This window comes from Marinobacter vulgaris (assembly GCF_003344045.1).
In the GTDB taxonomy this organism is placed as follows: Bacteria; Pseudomonadota; Gammaproteobacteria; order Pseudomonadales; family Oleiphilaceae; genus Marinobacter; species Marinobacter vulgaris.
This window is the reverse complement of record NZ_QFWX01000001.1, coordinates 420,351-440,584: the sequence shown is the minus strand read 5'-3', so window position 1 is coordinate 440,584 and position 20,234 is coordinate 420,351. Positions and strand designations below refer to the sequence as shown.

The following is a 20,234-nucleotide window of genomic DNA, read 5'->3' as shown; positions in this document are numbered from 1 at the left end:
GTACAACAATGAATAAGAAATCCTCGATCTTGGGCGTGGCCATTGGTCTCGCCTGTCTACCCCTTGCCTATGGCCAGTCTGACAATACCCTCGAAAAACTTGGCAATTTCCAGACCACCGGCGATGCCGAATTTACCGTCATCGATCAGAAAAGCGACAGTGCCGCCGCCATCCGCAAAACCCTTGAAAAGATTCGGGTACCAAAAGGGTTCGAAATCAGCCTTTACGCGCTGGTTCCCGATGCACGCCACATGGCAGTCGGTCCGCAAGGAGTCGTTACCTTTGTAGGAACCCGCAAAACCGAAGTCTGGGCCGTCACCGACCGGGACAAGGACCGCGTTGCCGACGAAGTTAAGAATTTTGCGCCGTCGGTGGCCAAGTCCATTCCCAACGGCCCCTGCTTTTCGCCCGCCGGCGTGCTCTACATCGCCGAACAGAACCGGGTTCTGGCCTACCCTGCCGCCGAGTTCTTCTACGAGAGCGGAGATGTCGTGGCCTCGGAGGTCATCCCCGGGGGCGAATTGATTCCTGAAGAATTCGTCAGTTACAACCACACAGCCAGGGTCTGCGATGTCGGTCCTGACGGCAAGCTCTATATTTCCCTCGGCCAGCCCTATAATGTCGCCCCCAAGGAGCATCTCGACACTTTTGCGGAATGGGGTATTGGCGGCATTATCCGGGTGAATCAGGACGGTACCGGGCGAGAAGTTTACGCTCGTGGTATCCGCAACTCTGTTGGTCATGACTTCAACCCCGTTACCGGCGAACTCTGGTTCACAGACAATCAGGTGGACGGTATGGGTGATGATATTCCACCGGGGGAAATCAACCGCCAGACGGCTATGGGACAACACTTTGGCCATCCCTGGTATGGCGGTGGTGATGTTCGCACCAATGAGTACAAGGGCGAGGAAGTTCCCGTGGATGTGGTGTTCCCGGTCTCAGAAACAATCGCGCACGCAGCCGATCTGGGCATGGTGTTCTACAAGGGCAACATGTTTCCGAAACAGTATCAGGGCGGGATTTTTTCAGCGCAACACGGTTCCTGGAACCGGACCGTGCCCGTGGGAGCCCGGGTTATGTTCACGCCGGTAGATGCCGAGGGCAATGTTGCCGGAGAAACGGTGCCCTTCGCTGAGGGATGGCTGGATGAGAACGGCGAATACCTTGGCCGCCCGGTGGATGTGGCCTTGTTGAAAGACGGGTCACTACTGGTCTCGGATGACCTGGCTGGTGCGGTATATCGAATCGCCTATACCGGTTCAGACTCCTGATGCCGTGACCGGGGAGGAGACCACTGAGAGTCCCTCCCCGGTCCTCTGGAGATACCATATGACAAGAATAATCAAAATTGCGTTATCCAGAATTGTGGTTATCGCATCTTTTGTAACCATGGTTTCAGTCGCCCATGGCGCAGATCCTGAAGAAGGGCGGAAACTTGCAGCCCAATGCAAGACCTGTCATGGCCTGGATGGGATTGCAAAGATCCCCGTTGCACCCCACCTTGCCGGCGAAAGCCAGATATATATTGAAAAACAACTCAAGGCCTTCCGCAGTGGCAAGCGGGAGAACGACATGATGTCTGTGGTGGCAAAAAACCTCACAGACCAGCAAATTTCCGACCTTGCAGCCTGGTATCAATCTATTGAAATTACCGCAAGGATGCCGGAATAACTACTGCGACCGATGTCAGTCTTTCAGGACTGGTCATCGGCCTTCCAACCATCGTCCTTGAGGACTGAGCCTACGGTTAGCAGAGGCGCGGCATCAATATTATCCGCATCCATCATATTGGCAACCCGCTGAAGTGAAGCCAGAATCATGGTCTGCTCCCACTCCGCCAGGTTCTGGAACTTCAGTATGAACTCCTCCTGAAGCGGATTTGGAGCGCGAGAGAGGATATCCGCCCCCTCTTCCGTCAGGTGGGCATGCACCTTTCGCTTGTCCCGGGTACTGCGAACCCGGTAAACCAGCTTGCGAAGCTCAAGCCTGTCCAGAATGGTGGTCACCGTGGCCTGGCTCAAGCTGACCTTGTCGGCAATGGTGCCAATGGTCACCTCACCCAGGTCACGAATACTGCGCATGATCAGCAACTGGGGGCCCGTCAGCCCCGCATGCTTGCTCAGGCGCTTGGAATGCAGGTCCGTTGCGCGGATGACCCTGCGCAACGCCACCAGAACCTCTTCATAATTATTCAACGCACCACTCCGCTTTTTGTCTGCCAGATTCTTTATAACACTAACTATTAGAGGTCTTTGTTACCCATAATGCAAGCCACAGCCAGCTCGATCAAGAGGCCCTATTACACTGACCTGCCAGCGCTTTTACCAATTTCGGCATTTTTTCCGCCAGCCACTATGCTAAGGTCACCGTCTTGTTGAATTTCCGTAAACGGACACGGCCAGATGAACACCCGAATATACCGCACCTCTCCTCACCGCCCTTCCGGCCAGCGCCTGACGGCCCTCCTCGCTTCGTGGCTTGTCGCATTGTGCTTCAGTACCGGAGCCATGGCCCAGGAACCCGGCGAGGACCTCACCGCTGACGACGTGCAGCAGCGAATCGATACTCTGGAAGAACCCATGTATACGCCATTCGTTGAGCTGTACCTGCTGGAGGAAAGCAAAGCACTGCGCAAGGAAATGATGAACACACGCGCAGAGCTGATAGAAAAGGTGGTCGACAAGGAGCTGTCGGTGGCAGACAAGACCATGTCTTACGCCACGGATACCGTTACCTATTTCTTCTACCTGATTGCCGGCGCCACCTCCATCCTGGTGATGGTGGGCTGGAATTCCATTCGCGACATGCGTAACCAGCTCACTACCCTGGCCGAAAAGCGCGTGAACGAACTGGTGGTGGAGTACGAGAAGCGGCTGGAATTCATTGAAGATCAGCTCAGGCAGAAATCCGATATCATCCAGCAGAATCAGGCGGAAATTGAGCGCACCAACGAAGTGCACTCCCTGTGGCTGAAAGCCAGCCAGGAAACCTCCCATCAGAACAAGATTTCAGCCTACGACACGATTCTGGATCTTCGACCGGACGACGTGGAAGCCCTCAGTTACAAAGCCGACGCAGTCCTTGAGATGCAGGAGCCCCTTTGGGCCATCAGCCTTTGCCAGCGCGCCCTGAAGCTTGCGCCGGACAACGGCCATGCCCACTACCAGCTGGCCTGCGCCTATGCCGAGATTGGCCGCTGGGATGATGCGGTGGCAACGTTGCAGAAGGCCATTGATATTTCCGAGGCGTACAAGGACGACGCTTCCGTTGATCCCAGTTTCGAACAGCTGCGGGATCACGAAAGTTTCCGGAGGCTGTTTTTTTCACAGGACGAAGAGCGTCCCGACGCCTGACGCGACAGACCGGCACGTTACTTGCTGTACTTCCAGCATGGTATGTTCCGGCCGCGACGCTGACCTTCACTGCTTGACAAGGCAGGATCTGTGGTGTTTGTTTACAACGCTGAGAACATAAGAATAACCCTGAAACAGGACAGACCCAATGAGCACACCAGTCAAGAAACTCGTAACTGCTATCGCAACCTCTATCGCCGTGATGGGCGCAGGTCACGCGACCGCTGAAATCAAGATCGGCATCGCCGGACCGATGACCGGGCCCGTTGCCCAGTATGGCGATATGCAATTCTCCGGCGCCCGCATGGCGATTGAGCGCATTAACGCCGACGGCGGCGTTATGGGAGAAGAACTCGTCGGTGTTGAATACGACGATGTATGTGATCCGAAGCAGGCCGTAACCATTGCCAACACCATGGTGAACGATGGCGTGCGCTTCGTGGTTGGCCACCTCTGCTCCAGCTCGACCCAGCCCGCCTCTGACATTTATGAGGACGAAGGCATTCTGATGGTCACGCCGGCCTCCACCAGCCCGGAAATTACCGAGCGTGGTTATGAGCTGGTATTCCGCACCATCGGCCTCGACAGCATGCAGGGACCGGTTGCCGCCAACTACCTGATCAGCCAGGACCCGGAGAGTGTCGCTGTCATTCATGACAAGCAGCAGTATGGTGAAGGCATTGCAACCGCCGTGCGTGACACCCTCGAAGAAGGCGGAGTCGAAGTGGCAATGTTTGAAGGCATTACTGCCGGCGCCAAGGACTTCTCGTCGCTGGTTACCAAGCTCAGACAGGCCGACGTGGACTACGTCTATTATGGCGGCTATCACCCGGAACTGGGCCTGATCCTGCGCCAGGCGCGCCAGGCGGAGCTGGACACCATCTTCATGGGCCCGGAAGGGGTTGGTAACAAGGATATCAACACCATCGCCGGCGAAGCAGCCGAAGGCCTGCTGGTAACCCTGCCGCCGAGCTTTGACGAGAAAGAAGAAAACCAGGAACTGGTCCAGGCCTTTGAAGAAAAAGGCGAAGATCCGTCCGGTCCTTTCGTTCTGACTTCCTATACCGCCGTACAGCTGATTGCCGATGGCATTGAAGCCGCTGAATCAACCGATCCGTTCGAAGTTGCCGAAGCCCTGCGTGAAGGCACCTTCCAGACACCAATCGGTACCGTTGAGTACGACAGCAAGGGCGATATGGAATCGTTCGAGTTTGTTGTCTACGAATGGCATTCAGATGGCAGCAAAACTCCGGTAAACTAAGCCGCAATCGTTAACAAACGGTAATCATGAGAACACCTTCTCACCGCGATCCGGGGGAAGGTGTTTTTCTAGGCTCCTGTTGATCCTGTAGTCAGCGCGCCCGGTACCCCGAGGCCTTGCCTGAATACGGGGAAGGGGGCAGGCTATCGGAGTCCCACACAGATGCAAGACCTCCTTTATTTTGTTCAGCAGCTTATTAACGGGCTGACGATCGGGAGCACCTATGCCCTGATCGCGATCGGCTACACCATGGTTTACGGCATCATCGGCATGATTAACTTTGCCCATGGTGAGATCTACATGATCGGGGCCTATACGGCGCTTATCGCCATTACCGGCCTTACGGCACTGGGCATCGTCTGGCTGCCGCTGATCCTGGTGGTGGCGTTGCTCTGCGCGATGATCGTTTCCAGTTCCATGGGCTGGGCGGTGGAACGGGTGGCCTACCGACCCGTGCGCGGGAAGCACCGGCTGATCCCGTTGATCTCGGCGATCGGCATGTCCATCTTCCTGCAGAACTACGTCCACCTCGCCCAGGGGTCCCGTAACATCGGTTTCCCGGCACTGATTGAGGGCGGCTTCCGCTTCGGTGCCGAAGACTCGTTCCAGACCTCGATCACCTATATGCAGATCACCATTTTTGCGACCACCCTGGTTTGCATGACGATTCTCTCCCTGTTTATTTCCCGTTCCCGCATTGGCCGCGCCTGCCGCGCCGTCTCCCAGGATCTGGGCATGGCCAACCTGCTGGGCATCGATACCAACCGCATCATCTCCGCCACATTCGTGATTGGTGCCGCGCTGGCAGCGGTTGCCGGCCTGCTTCTGGGCATGTACTACGGTTCCATCGACCCGCTGTTCGGGTTTATCGCCGGCCTCAAGGCCTTCACGGCTGCGGTGCTTGGGGGCATTGGCAGCATACCGGGCGCCATGCTTGGGGGACTGATCCTCGGCGTTGCCGAGAGTATGACCTCCGGCTATCTCAGTGGTGAGTACAAGGACGTTGTGTCCTTCGGGCTGCTGATCCTGATCCTGCTGTTCAAACCCACCGGCCTGCTTGGCAAACCGGAGGTTGAGAAGATCTGATGGCCTCTCATAACCTGAAGCATGCGCTGTTTTGCGCCATTGTCACCCTTATCATTTCGTACCCCATCCTGGGCTTCAACCTTGAAAGTCAGGGCATAGACGTCACCCTGGAGGGTGCCGAAACCTCCACGGTGCTCGGCGTGTTGCTGGCCGCGGTTATTGTCTTCCTGTTCCAGCTGTTCCGGGACAATGTGATGGGATCCCTGCGCCAGCTGCCGGCCGTCAATCCACTTGCCAACCGCAAGCCCATGGAACAGAGCAAGCGCCTGAAGCTGGAATCCACCCTGCTCACCTTGATGGTCATAGGGGCACTTATCTGGCCCTTTATTGCCTCCCGGGGTGCCGTGGACCTGGCAACCCTGGTGCTTATCTACATCATGCTGGCCCTTGGTCTGAACGTGGTGGTGGGCCTTGCCGGCCTGCTTGACCTGGGCTATGTGGCCTTCTATGCCGTTGGCGCCTACACCTTCGCCCTGCTGTCCCAGTATTATGGCGTGTCCTTCTGGTTCGCCCTGCCCATTGGTGCCTTGCTTGCTGCGCTGTTCGGGCTGGTGCTCGGCTTCCCGGTGCTGCGATTGCGGGGGGATTATCTGGCCATCGTCACCCTGGGCTTTGGCGAGATCATCCGTATCCTGCTGAACAACATGACCAGCCTGACCGGTGGTCCCAATGGCATCGGCGGCATTCCGGACCCGACCCTGTTCGGCATGGAGTTCGGCCGCAGGGTCAAGGAGGAAGGCAACACCTCTTTCCATGAGACCTTTGGCATCGCCTACAGCGGCGAGCACAAGGTGATCTTTCTTTACCTGATTGCCCTGGTGCTGGCTGTCATTACCGCCATTGCCATCCGCCGCCTGATGCGTATGCCGGTGGGCCGCGCCTGGGAAGCCCTGCGGGAAGATGAAATCGCTGCCAAATCCCTGGGCCTGAGCCGCACGGCGGTAAAGCTGTCGGCATTTACCATTGGCGCCTTCTTTGCGGGCTTTGCAGGTACCGTATTCGCCTCCAAGCAGGGCTTTATCAGCCCCGAGTCCTTCGTGTTCCTGGAGTCGGCCATCATCCTGGCCATTGTGGTGCTCGGTGGGATGGGTTCCCAGATGGGGGTCATCCTGGCAGCGATTGCCGTCACCATCCTGCCGGAACTGGCACGGGAGTTCTCCGAGTACCGGATGCTGATTTTCGGTGCCGCCATGGTGCTGATGATGGTCTGGCGCCCCCAGGGCCTGATGCCCATGCGACGCATCCACATCGAACTGAAACGGCAGGAGTGACGGGTAATGCTTGAAGTACAGAATCTGTCGATGCGCTTCGGCGGCCTCCTGGCGGTGGACCAGGTCTCGCTGGACGTACAGGAACACGAAATTGTGGCGATCATCGGCCCCAACGGGGCCGGCAAAACCACGGTCTTTAACTGCATGAGCGGGTTCTACAAGCCCACCGGTGGCAAGATCCTGTTTGAAGGCCGCGAGATTCAGGGCAAACCGGATTACAAGATTTCCCGCCTTGGCCTGGTACGAACCTTCCAGCACGTGCGATTGTTCGGCCGCATGACGGTGGTCGAGAACCTGCTGGTAGCCCAGCACCGTCACCTCAACACCAACCTGCTCGCGGGTATTCTGAAAACACCGAACTACCGTGAAAAGGAACAGAAATCTCTGGACCGCGCGGCCTACTGGCTGGACCGGGTTGGCCTGACGGAACTGGCCAACCGGGAAGCTGGCAACCTTGCCTACGGTCAGCAGCGACGGCTGGAAATTGCCCGCTGCATGGTCACCGAGCCCAAGCTGCTGATGCTGGACGAGCCGGCTGCCGGCCTCAACCCGGCGGAAACCAAGGACCTCAATCAGCTGATCATCAGCCTCAAGGAGGACTACAACGTCTCCGTGGTACTGATTGAGCACGACATGAGCCTGGTGATGGATATCTCCGACCGCATCAATGTAATCAACCAGGGCCGGCCCCTGGCCAGTGGCACCCCGGATGAGATCCGCCGGAACGACGATGTAATCAAAGCCTATCTGGGTGAGGCCTGAGGATTAACCATGCTTGTACTAGAAGATGTCCATACCCACTACGGCAAGATTGAGGCACTTCACGGTGTCTCGGTGGAAGTAAAGAAAGGTGAGATTGTCTCCCTGATCGGCGCCAACGGCGCCGGCAAAACCACGCTGCTGATGACCGTTTGCGGCAACCCCCAGGCCACATCCGGTCGGGTGATTTTCCAGGGGCGGGATATCACCCGCGACATGACGTCCAACATCATGCGCTCCGGCATTGCCATTGTGCCGGAGGGCAGGCGCGTGTTTTCCGGCCTGACCGTCGAGGAAAATCTGCACATGGGCGGTTTCTTCAATACCAAATCGGAAATCCGCAAAAGCCAGGACCACGTCTATGAGCTGTTTCCGCGCCTGAAAGAGCGGGAACACCAGCGTGCCGGCACCATGTCAGGGGGTGAGCAGCAGATGCTGGCCATCGGGCGGGCGCTGATGAGCAAACCCAACATGATCATCCTCGACGAGCCCTCGCTGGGGCTGGCGCCCCTGGTGATCAAGCAGATCTTCGAGATCATTGGCAAGCTGCGGGAGGAAGGCATTACCGTGTTCCTGGTTGAGCAGAACGCGCACCAGGCCCTGAACCTGGCAGACCGGGGCTATGTGCTTGAGACCGGCCGCATCCGTCTGCACGACACCGGCAGGAATCTGCTGGCCAACCCGGATGTTCAGAATGCGTATCTGGGCGGTTAACACGACGACCTGATCAGCCATCGACTTTGCTGGTTAAATCAAGCACTCAGGACGTTTCTGACTTGCCTTCCTGAGATATGAACTATAATCAGGGTCAACGGTCGACCTGTCTCCACGGGAAATCAGTCAGGGCCGTTAGCGCGCCAGCTTCGGGAGGTACCCTCCCATGCGGACTTGGCGTGTTTGCGACGACAGCTAAATCAAACAAGGAGTGGATAATGAAAAAACTGATCGCAGGTGCACTGCTCATGGGTGCTTCTACCCTCGCTTTCGCCCAGCCCGGCTGCGGCGTTGGTGCCATGATCTGGAAAGGACAGTCCGGCATCGCGCCCCACGTCCTTGCCGCCACCACCAACGGCACCTTTGGTAACCAGACCTTTGGTATGACCACCGGTACCCTCGGTTGCCAGACCAACCAGTCTGTGCAATCCATGGCCATGTACATGGAAAGCAACATCGACAAGGTCGCCCGTGACATGTCCCGCGGCTCAGGTGAAAACCTGGAGACAGTGGCCGTGCTGCTGGGTGTCGACGAGGCAGACCGGGATTCATTCCGTAAGGTCCTGCAGGACAACTTTGCGACCATCTTCCCGTCTTCGGACACCACATCCGGTGAAGCGGTGGATGCCATCGTGGCCCTGCTGGAGCAGAATGAATCGCTGAGCAAGTACGTAGCAGCCTGATCGTCCAACCAGGAAAAGGACAGAGCGCGCCAGGGACGGCGCAACTGCTACCGGGATTTCCACTCGTCTTAACATCCGGAACTGACTGACCATCCATGCGCACTTCGCTTCAGTTCGCGCTGGCCCTGCTCTGGCTGGCAACAGGTTTTCACGCATACGCCAAGCCACTCCCGGACACCGGAGACCTTCATCAACACCCTGCATGGCTGACCCTCGGGCATTACCAGCCCGACCGCTTCGGTGATGGCCATACCAGCCAGGCGGACGATGACCGATTTTTCCTCAGTGACCGGGGCAAAACCTCGCCGGAGGCGGAGCTTGACGCCACGTTACGGGCGATCACCCAACCCGGAAGCGGAGATGACAACGCCCGCTGCCGCTTCCCCGCCAGGGATCGATGGCTCAGACAGCAGCTGGACCTGCCACAGCAACCGGCAGACTGCCCCGCCTATGACGAATGGGCCGAGGAGCTGAATACCGAAACCGTGACCCTGGTGTTTGCCGCTTCGTATCTCAACAGCCCGTCATCCATGTTCGGCCATACCTTTCTGCGCCTTGATCCACCCCGGGAAGACGAGGAAACCAACCTGATCCTTGCCAACACCATTTCCTATGCGGCGGACGCGGCAGCCCACGACAGCGAGATTCTGTTCGCCTACAAAGGCATCTTTGGTGGCTACCCGGGTATCACCTCCATCCAGCCGTATTATGAAAAAATCCGCCTCTATTCCGATATCGAGCATCGGGACCTTTGGGAATACCAGCTCAACCTGACGCAGGCGGAAGTTGACATGATGCTGGCCCATACCTGGGAGATTCGTGACCGCAACTTCGATTACTACTTCTTCGACGAGAACTGTGCCTATCGGCTGTTGGCCCTGATCGACGTGGCACGTCCCGGCACCAACCTGCTGGAGGAAGTCAGCACTCACGCCATTCCTTCGGATACGGTCCGCTGGGTGGTGGACCGGGGCCTGGTGGAGGACGTCTATTACCGCCCCTCTGCGGCAACCAGCGTCAGCCACAGCATTGACTCCCTGCCCGGCGATCACCAGACCCTGGCAGCCGCTATCGCCAACGGCTACGTGGATGCGGACGCGCCGGAGGTAAAAGCGTTAAACCAGAAAGAACGGGCGCGGGTGCTGGACACCACCTACGACTATGTCCGTTATCAGAGCGAAGCCGACGGCTGGCCAAGAGACCATGCAGCGCCCCTCTCCCACGACCTGCTGCGTGAGCGCAGCCAGATTCGCGGCGTGGCCGCACAGGACGGGCCTCCGCAACCGGCTATCCGGGACGACCAGGGCCACGCGACCTTCCGTGCCAGTCTAAGTGGTGGGCGAATCGGCGACCGCAACTTCACTCAACTGACATTGCGCCCGGCCTACCACGATGTACTGGACCCACCCGCAGGTTACCGCAGCGGCGCCCAACTCCAGTTCCTGCGTCTGGATGCACGTTTATACACTGACAATGATGAAGTGCAGATCGAGCAACTGACCGGCGTTGAGATCCGCTCGCTGTCGCCCCGCAACCAGTTCTTTTCGCCACTCTCCTGGCAGGTTGGTTTCGGCGGCCGCCGCACTGATACTGAAACCAACCGGGTGTTCACCCCTTATCTGGAAGGCGGCGCTGGCGGCAGCTGGCAACTGGCCGGCGGCACCCAGGCCTTCGCCATTGCCACCGCCGACCTTGAAATCGACGACGACCTGCGCCGCGGCTACGACGCTGCACCGGGAGCCGACCTCGGCATACTTCATCAGAACAATCAGTTCAGCCTCCTCGGTGGCGTAAAAACCAGGGCCTGGATCGTCAGCAGCCAGCACCGCCAGGACCAGGCCTACCTTGAAGGCAACTGGCACTTCGGACGTGAATTCAGCCTGTTCGGAAAATTCAGCCGCGAAGACCACTACGACAGGTACCGCAGCACATGGCAATTAGGACTCCACGCGTACTTTTGATAGCTCTGAAGACACTGGCCGGCATAACTGCCGCACTCGCCGTGCTCATGCAGACCGGCTGCAGCAGCGTGTTCTTCTATCCCGATGACGTCACCTACATTACTCCCGACCGCCTGAACCTGAACTATGAAAACGTGTTCCTTGACACCCCGGACGGTGAAACACTCCACGGATGGTGGCTGCCCGCAGAAGCGGAAGCCAAAGGCACGGTCTATTTCCTCCACGGCAATGCCCAGAACATAAGCAGCCACATCATGAACGTCGCCTGGCTGCCCGGTGAGCACTACAACGTGTTCCTTATTGATTACCGGGGCTATGGCCGATCAACCGGCGCGCCCGACATAGAGGGCACCCTGCACGACTCAGAGGCCGGCTTTCGCTGGCTGATTGAGCACCCGGACGTACAGAAGCGGCCCCTGTTCCTGCTGGGCCAGAGCCTGGGTGGCGCACTTGGCACTGCGTTGGCCAGCGAATGGGTAAAACGGGACGAACAACCACCACTGGACGGTGTCATCCTCGACGGCACCTTCTCCGGTTTCCGCACCATAGCGCGGGAAAAACTGGGCGAATTCTGGCTTACCTGGCCCCTGCAGATTCCACTGAGCTGGACCATTACGGATGAATACGAAGCCCATGAGCGCATCGGAGATATCAGCCCGGTGCCGGTGATGGTGATTCACAGTGTGCGGGACGGCATTATTCCCTTTCATCATGGGCAACGGTTGTTTGAGGCCGCAGAGGAGCCCAAGGAATTTCTGCAGACGGACACGGGCCATGGGGCCACGTTTGTCATTCCGGCGTACAGGGAGACGGTTCTGGATTTTATGGAGGGGCAATAAAAAGCCCGCCAGACTCCGGGGAGTGGCGGGCTCTTTTGTCCGGTTCAGCTTACAGCGCGGAGAGGTCCGTGGGCTGTTCGCCTTCCTTTACTTCTTTCATGGACAGCTTCACGCGCCCGCGGTTGTCCACGTCCAGTACCTTCACCAGAACTTCCTGGCCTTCGCTGAGCTCGTCGGTGACGTTCTCGATGCGACGATCGGAAATCTGGGAAATGTGTACCAGACCATCCTTGCCGGGCAGGATGTTAACGAAGGCACCGAAGTCCACAATACGCTCAACACGGCCATTGTAGATGGCACCTACCTCGATTTCGGCGGTTATTTCCATCACACGCTTCATCGCAGCATTGGCCGCTTCCTGGTTGTCGGCGTAGATCTTCACGTTGCCGTCGTCATCAAGATCGATGGAGGCGCCGGTCTCGTCACAGATCGAGCGAATCATGGAACCGCCCTTGCCGATAACGTCGCGGATCTTCTCCGGGTTGATCTTGATGGTGGTGATACTCGGCGCGCGGCTTGAAAGCTCTTTGCGCGGAGCAGAGATCACTTTCGCCATTTCCGCGAGGATGTGCATCCGCGCCGCGTTGGCCTGGTCGAGAGCAACTTCCATGATCTCGTCGGTGATGCCCTGGATCTTGATATCCATCTGCAGAGCAGTGATACCTTCAGAGGTGCCTGCAACCTTGAAATCCATATCGCCGAGGTGATCCTCGTCACCCAGGATGTCGGTCAGCACTGCGAACTTGTCGCCTTCCTTGACCAGACCCATGGCAATACCGGCAACCGGCGCCTTGATCGGCACACCGGCATCCATCAGCGCCAGGCTGGAACCACAGACGGACGCCATGGAACTGGAACCGTTGGACTCGGTGATCTCGGATACCGCACGGATCGTGTACGGAAACTCTTCCATGGACGGCATGACCGCAGCCACACCACGCTTGGCCAGACGGCCGTGGCCGACTTCACGACGACCCGGAGTACCGACACGACCGGCTTCGCCAACGGAGTACGGAGGGAAGTTGTAATGGAACAGGAACGGATCCTTGCGCTCACCTTCCAGGGCATCGATGATCTGCATGTCCCGGGCAGTACCCAGGGTAGTCGTCACGATAGCCTGGGTTTCACCGCGGGTGAACAGGGCAGAACCGTGCGTGCTGGGCAGGATACCGACTTCCACCTCGATCGGACGAACGGTCTTGTTGTCACGGCCGTCAATGCGCGGTTTGCCGTCGATCACCTGCTTGCGAACAATGGTCTTCTCGACCTTGCCGAAGTACTTTTTAACATCATCCGCGGAAGGCTGGCCTTCCTCTTCACCCGCCAGCTTCTCAACCAGCGCGCTCTTGATCTCGCCCAGGCGAGCGTAACGCTCCATCTTGTCGCGGATGCTGTAGGCTTCCTCGATGGCTGCGGCGGCTTCGGCGTTGACGGCATTCAGCAGATCGGTGTTTTCCGGCTCTGGCTGCCAGTCCCAACGGGGCTTGCCAACTTCTGCGGCAAGTTCCTTGATGGCGGTAATCGCAGTCTGCATTTCCTGGTGGCCAAAGAGCACTGCACCCAGCATCTGGTCTTCAATCAGGCCCTTGGCTTCGGATTCAACCATCAGCACCGCATCTTCGGTGCCGGCAACAACCATGTCCAGCAGTGAGGTTTCCAGCTCTTCGAAGGTCGGGTTCAGGAAATAGCCGCGCTCGTTGGTGTATCCCACGCGAGATGCGCCAATCGGACCATCAAACGGGATACCCGAGATGGACAAAGCGGCGGAAGCCGCCAGCATGGCAGCAATGTCCGGATCCTGGTTCTTGCTGGATGACATTACGGTCGTGATCACCTGGGTTTCGTTCATGAACCCCTTGGGGAACAGAGGACGAATCGGGCGGTCGATCAGGCGTGATGTCAGGGTTTCTTTCTCGGACGGACGGCCTTCACGCTTGAAGAAGCCACCCGGGATTTTGCCCACGGCGTAGGTCTTCTCGAAATAGTTGACGGTCAGCGGGAAAAACGGCTGACCCGGCTTGGCGTCTTTGGCGGCAACCACGGTACCCAGCACCGAGATGTCGTCAACGGTAACCAGCACAGAACCGGTGGCCTGACGGGCAATACGGCCGGTTTCAATCGTGACGGTCTTGCCGCCGAGTTCAAACGTTTTCTTTACGGGTTTGAGATCCACTGTAACTCCTGAATTCATCATTTCAAATTGACTCAGACAACCCGCCCATGCGGTCTGTCCGTTATAACTGCAGCAAGGCCTGAAGTGATGAACCGAAGAGTAACCCGTCTGAAAGCTAACAGGCTGTTGCAAAATCCCGGGCGGGGGCAGCGTCTCCGGGAGACCGCAGACCGGGGTTTTCAACAACCTGCTATCAATTTCAACTTTCCAATACGACAGGGAGTTTCTTCAGGATTCACTGACAGACACGATGCAGGGGAAAAGCACAACCGGCAGGGCAGATACCCCGCCGGTTGTTAAGGTACAACCGGACTAGCGACGCAGGTTCAAACGCTGGATCAGCTCCAGGTAGCGGTCTGCGTTCTTGCGCTTCAGGTAGTCCAGCAGCTTGCGGCGCTGGTTAACCATCCGGATCAGACCGCGGCGGGAATGGTGATCCTGCTTGTTGGTCTTGAAGTGATCCTGCAGCTTGTTGATGTTGTGGCTCAACAGTGCAACCTGCACTTCAGGAGAACCGGTATCGCCATCACCCTGCTGATAATCCTTAACAATCTGTGCTTTCTCGTCGGCAGAAAGTGCCATAACTCACCTCTATTGTTGCGATGCTATCGAATTCGGCCGAACCACGCATCTCTACAGCCCGGCTAATCAGCTACAACCGTCGGACAACGGTTGTCAGCCACTCTTTACCAGACGCCGAGGCACCAGTTTGGTGACCTCCCCGTCCGGGAATCCTTCCGCCAGCCCGACAAAGCGCCCGCTGCCATAAAGGCGAACGTACCCTTCAACCGGCTGACCCGATATTCTAACCGGTTGTCCGTTCAATATCGATACCAGCGCACTGCCTTCCAGTTCCTGCTCGGGGAACATGGACAGAGCGGCATCCGGGGCCACCAGCAGGCCATCCAGGCTCTCACCCTGTTCACGCATGGACTCCAGGGTGGTGACCTCGCAGGCATCCGCCAGGGTGAAGCCTGACGCCATGGTACGGCGCAGGGCCGTGACATGTGCGCCACAGCCCAGGGCCTCACCGATGTCTTCCACCAGCGAACGGATATAGGTGCCCTTGGTGCAACTGACCGCGATATCCATCTCGGTCTCCCGCAACTCCAGCAGTGTCAGCTCGTAGATCGTGACCGGTCGGGACGGGCGATCCACTTCGATGCCTTCCCGCGCGTACTCGTAAAGGGGACGACCCTTGTGCTTGAGCGCGGAGTACATGGAAGGAACCTGCTGGATAGCGCCACGGAACCGGTCAAGAACCAGCTCCAGGGCTTCAGCATTCAGTCCCGGAGGAACCGGCTTTTCGGCAACCACCGCGCCCTCGCTGTCGCCGGTTTCGGTGCGGACACCCAGGCGCGCCGTGGCGACGTAAGCCTTGTCGCTGTCCAGCATCATCTGGGAGAACTTGGTGGCCTCACCAAAGCACAATGGCAGAACACCGGTGGCCAGAGGATCCAGGGCACCGGTATGGCCGGCTTTGGCCGCTCCGAAGAGCGCTTTCACCTGCTGCAGGATGCCGTTGGACGTGATATCCATTGGCTTATCGATAACCAGGATGCCGTTTACATCACGGCCTTTGCGGCGTCGACTCAAGCGTCTCGCTCCGGACCACTGGTGGAATCATCGCCGTCTGCCTCTTCATCACGATGGACGGCCGGCTTGTCGCCGACCGCCTCGCGAATCAGGTTGTCCATGTGGCGGCTGTGGCCGAGCAGCGAATCGAAGTGGAAGCGCAGCTGGGGCGTAACCCGCAATTTCATGGCACGGCCGATCTGCCCACGCAGGAACCCGGAAGCCTTGTTGAGCACCGCCAGGGATTCCTTGACCTCGGGGGAGTCCTCGGTCAACTCTTCGGTCGTAAGCAGGGATACGTAGATATCCGCGTAACCAAGGTCACGGCTGACCTTGACGGCATTTACCGTGACCATGCCCACCCGCGGGTCTTTGACCTCCCGCTGGATGAGCTGGGCCAGCTCGCGCTGCATCTGATCGCCAATGCGATCAATCCGGCTGAACTCTCTTGGCATCAGGCCCCCGTGGACTCAAGCTTGCGCTCGACCCGTACGCGATCGAACACCTCGATCTGGTCACCGACCTTCACATCGTATCCTTTCACGCCAATGCCGCATTCCATGCCATTGCGGACTTCCGGTACGTCATCCTTGAAGCGACGCAGCGACTCGAGTTCGCCTTCGAAGATAACCACGTTGTCACGCAACACACGAATAGGCTTGTTCCGGTACACGGTACCTTCGACCACCATGCAACCGGCCACCTGGCCGTACTTCGGTGAACGGAATACGTCACGTACTTCGGCAATGCCGACGATATCCTCGCGGAATTCCGGTGCCAGCATGCCGGTCAGGGCGGCCTTCACGTCATCAATCAGGTTGTAGATGATGCTGTAGTAACGCAGATCCAGGCCTTCCTGCTCGACCAGTCGCTTGGCTGCCGTATCGGCACGCACGTTAAAGCCGAAAATAACTGCATTGGTGGCCATGGCCAGGCTCACGTCCGTCTCGGCAATACCGCCAACGCCGGAGGACACGATCTTCACCTGCACTTCCTCGTTGCCCAGGTCCTTCAGCGACTTGGTAATCGCCTCCAGCGAACCGCGAACATCGGTCTTGAGAACCACATTGAGGGTCTTGACCTCGTCCTTGCCCATATTCTCGAACAGGTTCTCGAGCTTGGCCGCCTGCTGCCTGTGTAAACGCTGTTCACGCTCGCGGGTCTGGCGGAATTCCGCCAGTTCCTTGGCCTTCTTCTCGTCGGCCACCGCAAAGAACTCGTCACCCGCGTTCGGCGTGCCATTGAGACCCAGTATCTCCACCGGAATGGAGGGGCCTGCTTCCTTGACCTGTTTGCCGGCCTCATCGGTCATGGCGCGAACCTTACCGAAGTAACCACCGGCGACAACCATTTCACCCTGGCGCAGTGTGCCGTTCTGAACCAGCACGGTGGCCACAGAGCCACGGCCGCGCTCGAGACTGGACTCGACAACCACACCCTTGGCCGGAGCGTCCGCAGATGCCTCGAGCTCAAGAATTTCCGCCTGCAGCAACAATGCTTCAATCAGGTTGTCTATGCCCTCGCCGGTGTGCGCCGATACCGGAATGAACTGGACTTCGCCGCCGTATTCTTCCGGGATTACTTCCATACCGGCCAGCTCGCCCTTGATCTTCTCGGGGTCAGCACCTTCCTTGTCCATCTTGTTGATAGCGACAACAATGGGGACGCCAGCGGAACGGGCATGCTCCACCGCCTCCTTGGTCTGGGGCATCACGCCGTCATCGGCTGCCACTACCAGGATAACGATGTCGGTACACTGGGCGCCACGGGCACGCATGGCCGTAAAGGCGGCGTGGCCAGGGGTATCCAGGAAGGACACCATGCCGTGATCCGTTTCCACGTGATAGGCACCGATATGCTGGGTAATACCACCGGACTCACCGGACGCTACCTTGGTGCGACGAATGTAGTCCAACAGCGAGGTCTTGCCGTGATCGACGTGACCCATCACGCTTACAACCGGTGCGCGCTTGGTCTTGTCCTTGCCTTCAAAGGCGAACTCGCTCAGCACGTCTTCCTCAAACGCATCCTCGCTGACCGTGTTGGGCTTGTGGCCCAGCTCTTCGGTCACCAGCACGGCGGTTTCCTGATCGAGAGCCTGGTTGATCGTTGCCATTACCCCCATGCCCATCAGTTTCTTGATGACGTCCGCTGACTTGACGGCCATCCGCTGGGCAAGATCACCCACTGTGATCGTTTCGGGAATATCGACTTCTCGTACCATTGGCTTGGTCGGCCTCTCGAAAGCATGACGCTTTTCTTTGGGTTTCTTTTTCGCACGAAGCGGCTTGCGCAGCGTGGTGTCTTCCTCTTCTTCATTAATAACAAGAGGTTCATCAACCGGACGGTTGCGCGGACCGCGATGTCCCGCAGACTTCTTCTTGGGCTTGCCGTCGTCCGGCTCATCGCCACGCTCACGGGCTTTCTCTTTCTTCTTCTTCGGCTTGCGATCCTTGCCCTCGCCTTCTTCCGGCGGCGGGATCGGCATGTCTTCCGGCGCGGGAACCGGCGACGGTTCCGGCTCGGCAGCCACTTCCGGCTTCTCGTTCTCTTCCGGTTTTTCGTCGGCAGCCGGCGCTTCCGCCGGTGCCTCTGATACCGGCACTTCAGTCTTCGGAGCTTCGGCAGCCTGTGGCTGCTCAGCCGTTACTCGCGGCGCTTCTTCCGGCGCTGAAGGGGCCTGCTCGGCGACCTCTTCCTGCTGCTTTGCCGCTTCCGGCTCCAGCTCAGCGCGCTTGATATAGGTGCGGCGCTTGCGGACCTCAACATTGACCGTTTTTGCACGGCCCGCTTTCAGCGTGGTTGTTGTCTTGCGCTTGAGAGTGATCTTCTTCGGCTCGGACTCATCCTCACCATGATTCTTTCTCAGATAGGTCAGCAACTGTTGCTTCTCATCACTGGTAACAGAATCTTCTTCGGAGCGGGCTTTCAGGCCAGCCTCCACTATCTGTCGCAGCAAACGATCCACGGGAGCGCCTACATCTGCGGCCAGTTGTTTTACCGTTACATCAGCCATACTGGTCCTCCTCCCGATTAAGCCTGGTCTTCAAACCAGGGGGCGCGTGCAGCCATAATCAACTGGCCGGCACGCTCTTCTTCCATTCCTTCGATGTCGATCAAATCATCAACCGACTGCTCTGCAAGATCTTCCATGGTACGGATACCCATACCGGCCAGCTTGAATGCCAGACCCCGGTCCATGCCGTCCATTGCCAGAAGATCTTCTGATGGTTCCGCGCCTTCAAGTGCCTCTTCGCTGGCCAGAGCCTGATTCAACAGGGCGTCCTTGGCACGGCGGCGCAATTCGGTGACGGTGTCTTCGTCAAATCCTTCAATAGCGAGCATCTCCTCCATGGGGATGTACGCCACTTCCTCAATGGAAGTAAATCCCTCCTCGATGAGCACGCCGGCGAACTCCTCGTCCACATCCAGATTGGCGGTGAAATGCTCCAGCAAGGTGTTGTATTCCTGCTCCTGACGCTGACCGGCTTCCTCCTCGGTCATTACGTTCAGTGTCCAGCCGGTCAGCTCCGTCGCCAGTCGCACGTTCTGTCCGTTACGGCCGATAGCCTGGGCCAGGTTGTCTTCGGCAACAGCCACCTCCATGGTATGGCGATCTTCGTCCATCACGATGGAAGCCACTTCTGCCGGCGCCATGGCGTTGATGACCAGCTGTGCCGGGTTATCGTCCCAGAGCACAATATCAACACGCTCGCCACCCAGCTCATTGGAAACCGCCTGTACCCGCGAACCCCGCATGCCGACACAGGCGCCCACCGGATCAATCCGGCGGTCATTGGTCTTTACCGCGATCTTGGCGCGGGAACCCGGATCCCTGGCTGCGCCGCGAATTTCGATCAGCTCCTCGGCAATTTCCGGAACCTCAATGCGGAACAGCTCAATCAGCATCTGCGGATCGGTACGGCTCAGAATCAGTTGCGGACCGCGATGATCGGTCCGGATTTCCTGCAGCAGGGAACGGACCCGGTCACCCATGCGGAAGGTCTCGCGGGGGATCAGGTGTTCACGGGGTAGCAGGGCTTCGGCGTTGGCACCAAGATCCACGATGACGTTGTCCCGTGTCACTTTCTTTACGGTACCGGAAACCAGTTCGCCCACGCGATCACGATAGCTGTCGACAATCTTGCTGCGCTCGGCTTCCCGTACTTTCTGGAAGATGATCTGCTTGGCCGCCTGGGCACCGATACGACCGAAGGCAACCGATTCCACTTTCTCCTCATGGATGTCGCCCGGCCGGAGATTCTCGTCAATTTCCGCGGCTTCCTGCATGGTCAGCTCGGTGCCAAGTGCAGGAACGGCATCGTTATCAACGATCAGCCAGCGGCGGAAGGTTTCATATTCCCCGGTGCGGCGATCAATGGAAACGCGGATGTCGGCTTCCTCGTCGTCATAACGTTTTTTGGCAGCGGTGGCGAGTGCCAGCTCGATTGCTTCAAAGATCACATCCTTCTCGACACCTTTCTCGTTCGAGACGGATTCAACCACCAGCAAGATCTCTTTACTCATTGGATTGCCCTGCCCTTAAAATAAACTTT

General features: G+C 58.1%; 18 protein-coding genes. 11 read left to right on the top strand and 7 right to left on the bottom strand.

The window, feature by feature from the left end:
• The first annotated feature begins 8 nt into the window (after positions 1-8).
• On the top strand, positions 9-1,274 hold the full coding sequence (locus DIT71_RS02045; RefSeq protein ID WP_114611526.1) for a PQQ-dependent sugar dehydrogenase: 1,266 nt from the start codon (positions 9-11) through the stop codon (positions 1,272-1,274).
• A 58-nt stretch (positions 1,275-1,332) separates the two neighbouring features.
• The gene (locus DIT71_RS02040) at positions 1,333-1,674 is read left to right on the top strand and encodes a c-type cytochrome (protein ID WP_114611525.1); all 342 of its coding nucleotides are present in this window, start codon (positions 1,333-1,335) and stop codon (positions 1,672-1,674) included.
• Positions 1,675-1,697: 23 nt separating this feature from the next.
• Here the strand turns inward: DIT71_RS02040 and DIT71_RS02035 are convergent, their stop codons facing one another.
• Positions 1,698-2,198, bottom strand: a complete 501-nt coding sequence (locus DIT71_RS02035; protein ID WP_114611524.1) for a MarR family winged helix-turn-helix transcriptional regulator — start codon at positions 2,196-2,198, stop codon at positions 1,698-1,700.
• A gap of 312 nt (positions 2,199-2,510) precedes the next feature.
• Here DIT71_RS02035 and DIT71_RS02030 point away from each other — a divergent pair, with 312 nt between their 5' ends.
• The 9 genes from DIT71_RS02030 (at position 2,511) to DIT71_RS01990 (ending at position 11,930) form a co-directional block, all read left to right on the top strand.
• Entirely contained in the window at positions 2,511-3,356 is an 846-nt protein-coding gene (locus tag DIT71_RS02030; RefSeq protein WP_406565095.1) for a tetratricopeptide repeat protein, read from the top strand.
• Positions 3,357-3,504: 148 nt separating this feature from the next.
• A complete protein-coding gene (locus tag DIT71_RS02025) occupies positions 3,505-4,617 on the top strand; it encodes a branched-chain amino acid ABC transporter substrate-binding protein (protein WP_114611522.1) in 1,113 nt (370 codons plus the stop codon).
• A 162-nt stretch (positions 4,618-4,779) separates the two neighbouring features.
• Positions 4,780-5,703 carry a high-affinity branched-chain amino acid ABC transporter permease LivH gene (gene livH / locus DIT71_RS02020; RefSeq protein WP_114611521.1) on the top strand — a complete coding sequence of 308 codons (924 nt, stop codon included), beginning with the start codon at positions 4,780-4,782 and terminating at the stop codon, positions 5,701-5,703.
• The gene (locus DIT71_RS02015) at positions 5,703-6,974 is read left to right on the top strand and encodes a high-affinity branched-chain amino acid ABC transporter permease LivM (protein ID WP_114611520.1); all 1,272 of its coding nucleotides are present in this window, start codon (positions 5,703-5,705) and stop codon (positions 6,972-6,974) included. The genes livH and DIT71_RS02015 overlap by 1 nt, the downstream gene beginning before the upstream one ends.
• A 6-nt stretch (positions 6,975-6,980) precedes the next feature.
• Entirely contained in the window at positions 6,981-7,736 is a 756-nt protein-coding gene (livG, locus tag DIT71_RS02010) for a high-affinity branched-chain amino acid ABC transporter ATP-binding protein LivG (protein WP_114611519.1), read from the top strand.
• 9 nt (positions 7,737-7,745) lie between these two features.
• On the top strand, positions 7,746-8,447 hold the full coding sequence (locus DIT71_RS02005; protein ID WP_114611518.1) for an ABC transporter ATP-binding protein: 702 nt from the start codon (positions 7,746-7,748) through the stop codon (positions 8,445-8,447).
• Between the two features lie 218 nt (positions 8,448-8,665).
• Positions 8,666-9,130, top strand: coding sequence for a DUF3015 domain-containing protein (locus DIT71_RS02000; RefSeq protein WP_114611517.1), 465 nt, complete (start codon positions 8,666-8,668; stop codon positions 9,128-9,130).
• A 95-nt stretch (positions 9,131-9,225) separates the two neighbouring features.
• A complete protein-coding gene (locus tag DIT71_RS01995; RefSeq protein WP_114611516.1) occupies positions 9,226-11,091 on the top strand; it encodes an Lnb N-terminal periplasmic domain-containing protein in 1,866 nt (621 codons plus the stop codon).
• Positions 11,061-11,930, top strand: coding sequence for an alpha/beta hydrolase (locus tag DIT71_RS01990; RefSeq protein WP_114611515.1), 870 nt, complete (start codon positions 11,061-11,063; stop codon positions 11,928-11,930). Before DIT71_RS01995 ends, DIT71_RS01990 begins: the two co-directional genes overlap by 31 nt.
• Before the next feature lie 49 nt (positions 11,931-11,979).
• On the opposite strand, the gene pnp is transcribed toward DIT71_RS01990, so the two are convergent.
• The 6 genes from pnp to nusA all read right to left on the bottom strand — a co-directional run bounded on the left by pnp (position 11,980) and on the right by nusA (position 20,205).
• Positions 11,980-14,103, bottom strand: coding sequence for a polyribonucleotide nucleotidyltransferase (pnp, locus tag DIT71_RS01985; protein ID WP_114611514.1), 2,124 nt, complete (start codon positions 14,101-14,103; stop codon positions 11,980-11,982).
• Between the two features lie 312 nt (positions 14,104-14,415).
• Positions 14,416-14,685, bottom strand: coding sequence for a 30S ribosomal protein S15 (gene rpsO, locus DIT71_RS01980; protein ID WP_114611513.1), 270 nt, complete (start codon positions 14,683-14,685; stop codon positions 14,416-14,418).
• Between the two features lie 93 nt (positions 14,686-14,778).
• Entirely contained in the window at positions 14,779-15,699 is a 921-nt protein-coding gene (gene truB, locus DIT71_RS01975; RefSeq protein ID WP_114611512.1) for a tRNA pseudouridine(55) synthase TruB, read from the bottom strand.
• Positions 15,696-16,133, bottom strand: a complete 438-nt coding sequence (gene rbfA, locus DIT71_RS01970) for a 30S ribosome-binding factor RbfA (RefSeq protein WP_114611511.1) — start codon at positions 16,131-16,133, stop codon at positions 15,696-15,698. The genes truB and rbfA overlap by 4 nt, the downstream gene beginning before the upstream one ends.
• Positions 16,133-18,694, bottom strand: coding sequence for a translation initiation factor IF-2 (infB, locus tag DIT71_RS01965; RefSeq protein ID WP_114611510.1), 2,562 nt, complete (start codon positions 18,692-18,694; stop codon positions 16,133-16,135). The genes rbfA and infB overlap by 1 nt, the downstream gene beginning before the upstream one ends.
• A 17-nt stretch (positions 18,695-18,711) precedes the next feature.
• The gene (gene nusA, locus DIT71_RS01960; protein ID WP_114611509.1) at positions 18,712-20,205 is read right to left on the bottom strand and encodes a transcription termination factor NusA; all 1,494 of its coding nucleotides are present in this window, start codon (positions 20,203-20,205) and stop codon (positions 18,712-18,714) included.
• Positions 20,206-20,234: the final 29 nt, after the last annotated feature.

Bases quoted from the DNA above. Each gene is read 5' to 3' on its own strand.
- rbfA (WP_114611511.1), bottom strand. From the start codon at position 16,133: ATGCCAAGAGAGTTCAGCCGGATTGATCGCATTGGCGATCAGATGCAG.
- DIT71_RS02040 (WP_114611525.1), top strand. From the start codon at position 1,333: ATGACAAGAATAATCAAAATTGCGTTATCCAGAATTGTGGTTATCGCA.
- DIT71_RS02005 (WP_114611518.1), top strand. From the start codon at position 7,746: ATGCTTGTACTAGAAGATGTCCATACCCACTACGGCAAGATTGAGGCA.
- infB (WP_114611510.1), bottom strand. From the start codon at position 18,694: ATGGCTGATGTAACGGTAAAACAACTGGCCGCAGATGTAGGCGCTCCC.
- DIT71_RS01990 (WP_114611515.1), top strand. From the start codon at position 11,061: ATGGCAATTAGGACTCCACGCGTACTTTTGATAGCTCTGAAGACACTG.
- DIT71_RS02045 (WP_114611526.1), top strand. From the start codon at position 9: ATGAATAAGAAATCCTCGATCTTGGGCGTGGCCATTGGTCTCGCCTGT.
- livG (WP_114611519.1), top strand. From the start codon at position 6,981: ATGCTTGAAGTACAGAATCTGTCGATGCGCTTCGGCGGCCTCCTGGCG.
- DIT71_RS01995 (WP_114611516.1), top strand. From the start codon at position 9,226: ATGCGCACTTCGCTTCAGTTCGCGCTGGCCCTGCTCTGGCTGGCAACA.
- DIT71_RS02015 (WP_114611520.1), top strand. From the start codon at position 5,703: ATGGCCTCTCATAACCTGAAGCATGCGCTGTTTTGCGCCATTGTCACC.
- DIT71_RS02025 (WP_114611522.1), top strand. From the start codon at position 3,505: ATGAGCACACCAGTCAAGAAACTCGTAACTGCTATCGCAACCTCTATC.
- nusA (WP_114611509.1), bottom strand. From the start codon at position 20,205: ATGAGTAAAGAGATCTTGCTGGTGGTTGAATCCGTCTCGAACGAGAAA.
- DIT71_RS02030 (WP_406565095.1), top strand. From the start codon at position 2,511: ATGGCCCAGGAACCCGGCGAGGACCTCACCGCTGACGACGTGCAGCAG.
- livH (WP_114611521.1), top strand. From the start codon at position 4,780: ATGCAAGACCTCCTTTATTTTGTTCAGCAGCTTATTAACGGGCTGACG.
- rpsO (WP_114611513.1), bottom strand. From the start codon at position 14,685: ATGGCACTTTCTGCCGACGAGAAAGCACAGATTGTTAAGGATTATCAG.
- DIT71_RS02000 (WP_114611517.1), top strand. From the start codon at position 8,666: ATGAAAAAACTGATCGCAGGTGCACTGCTCATGGGTGCTTCTACCCTC.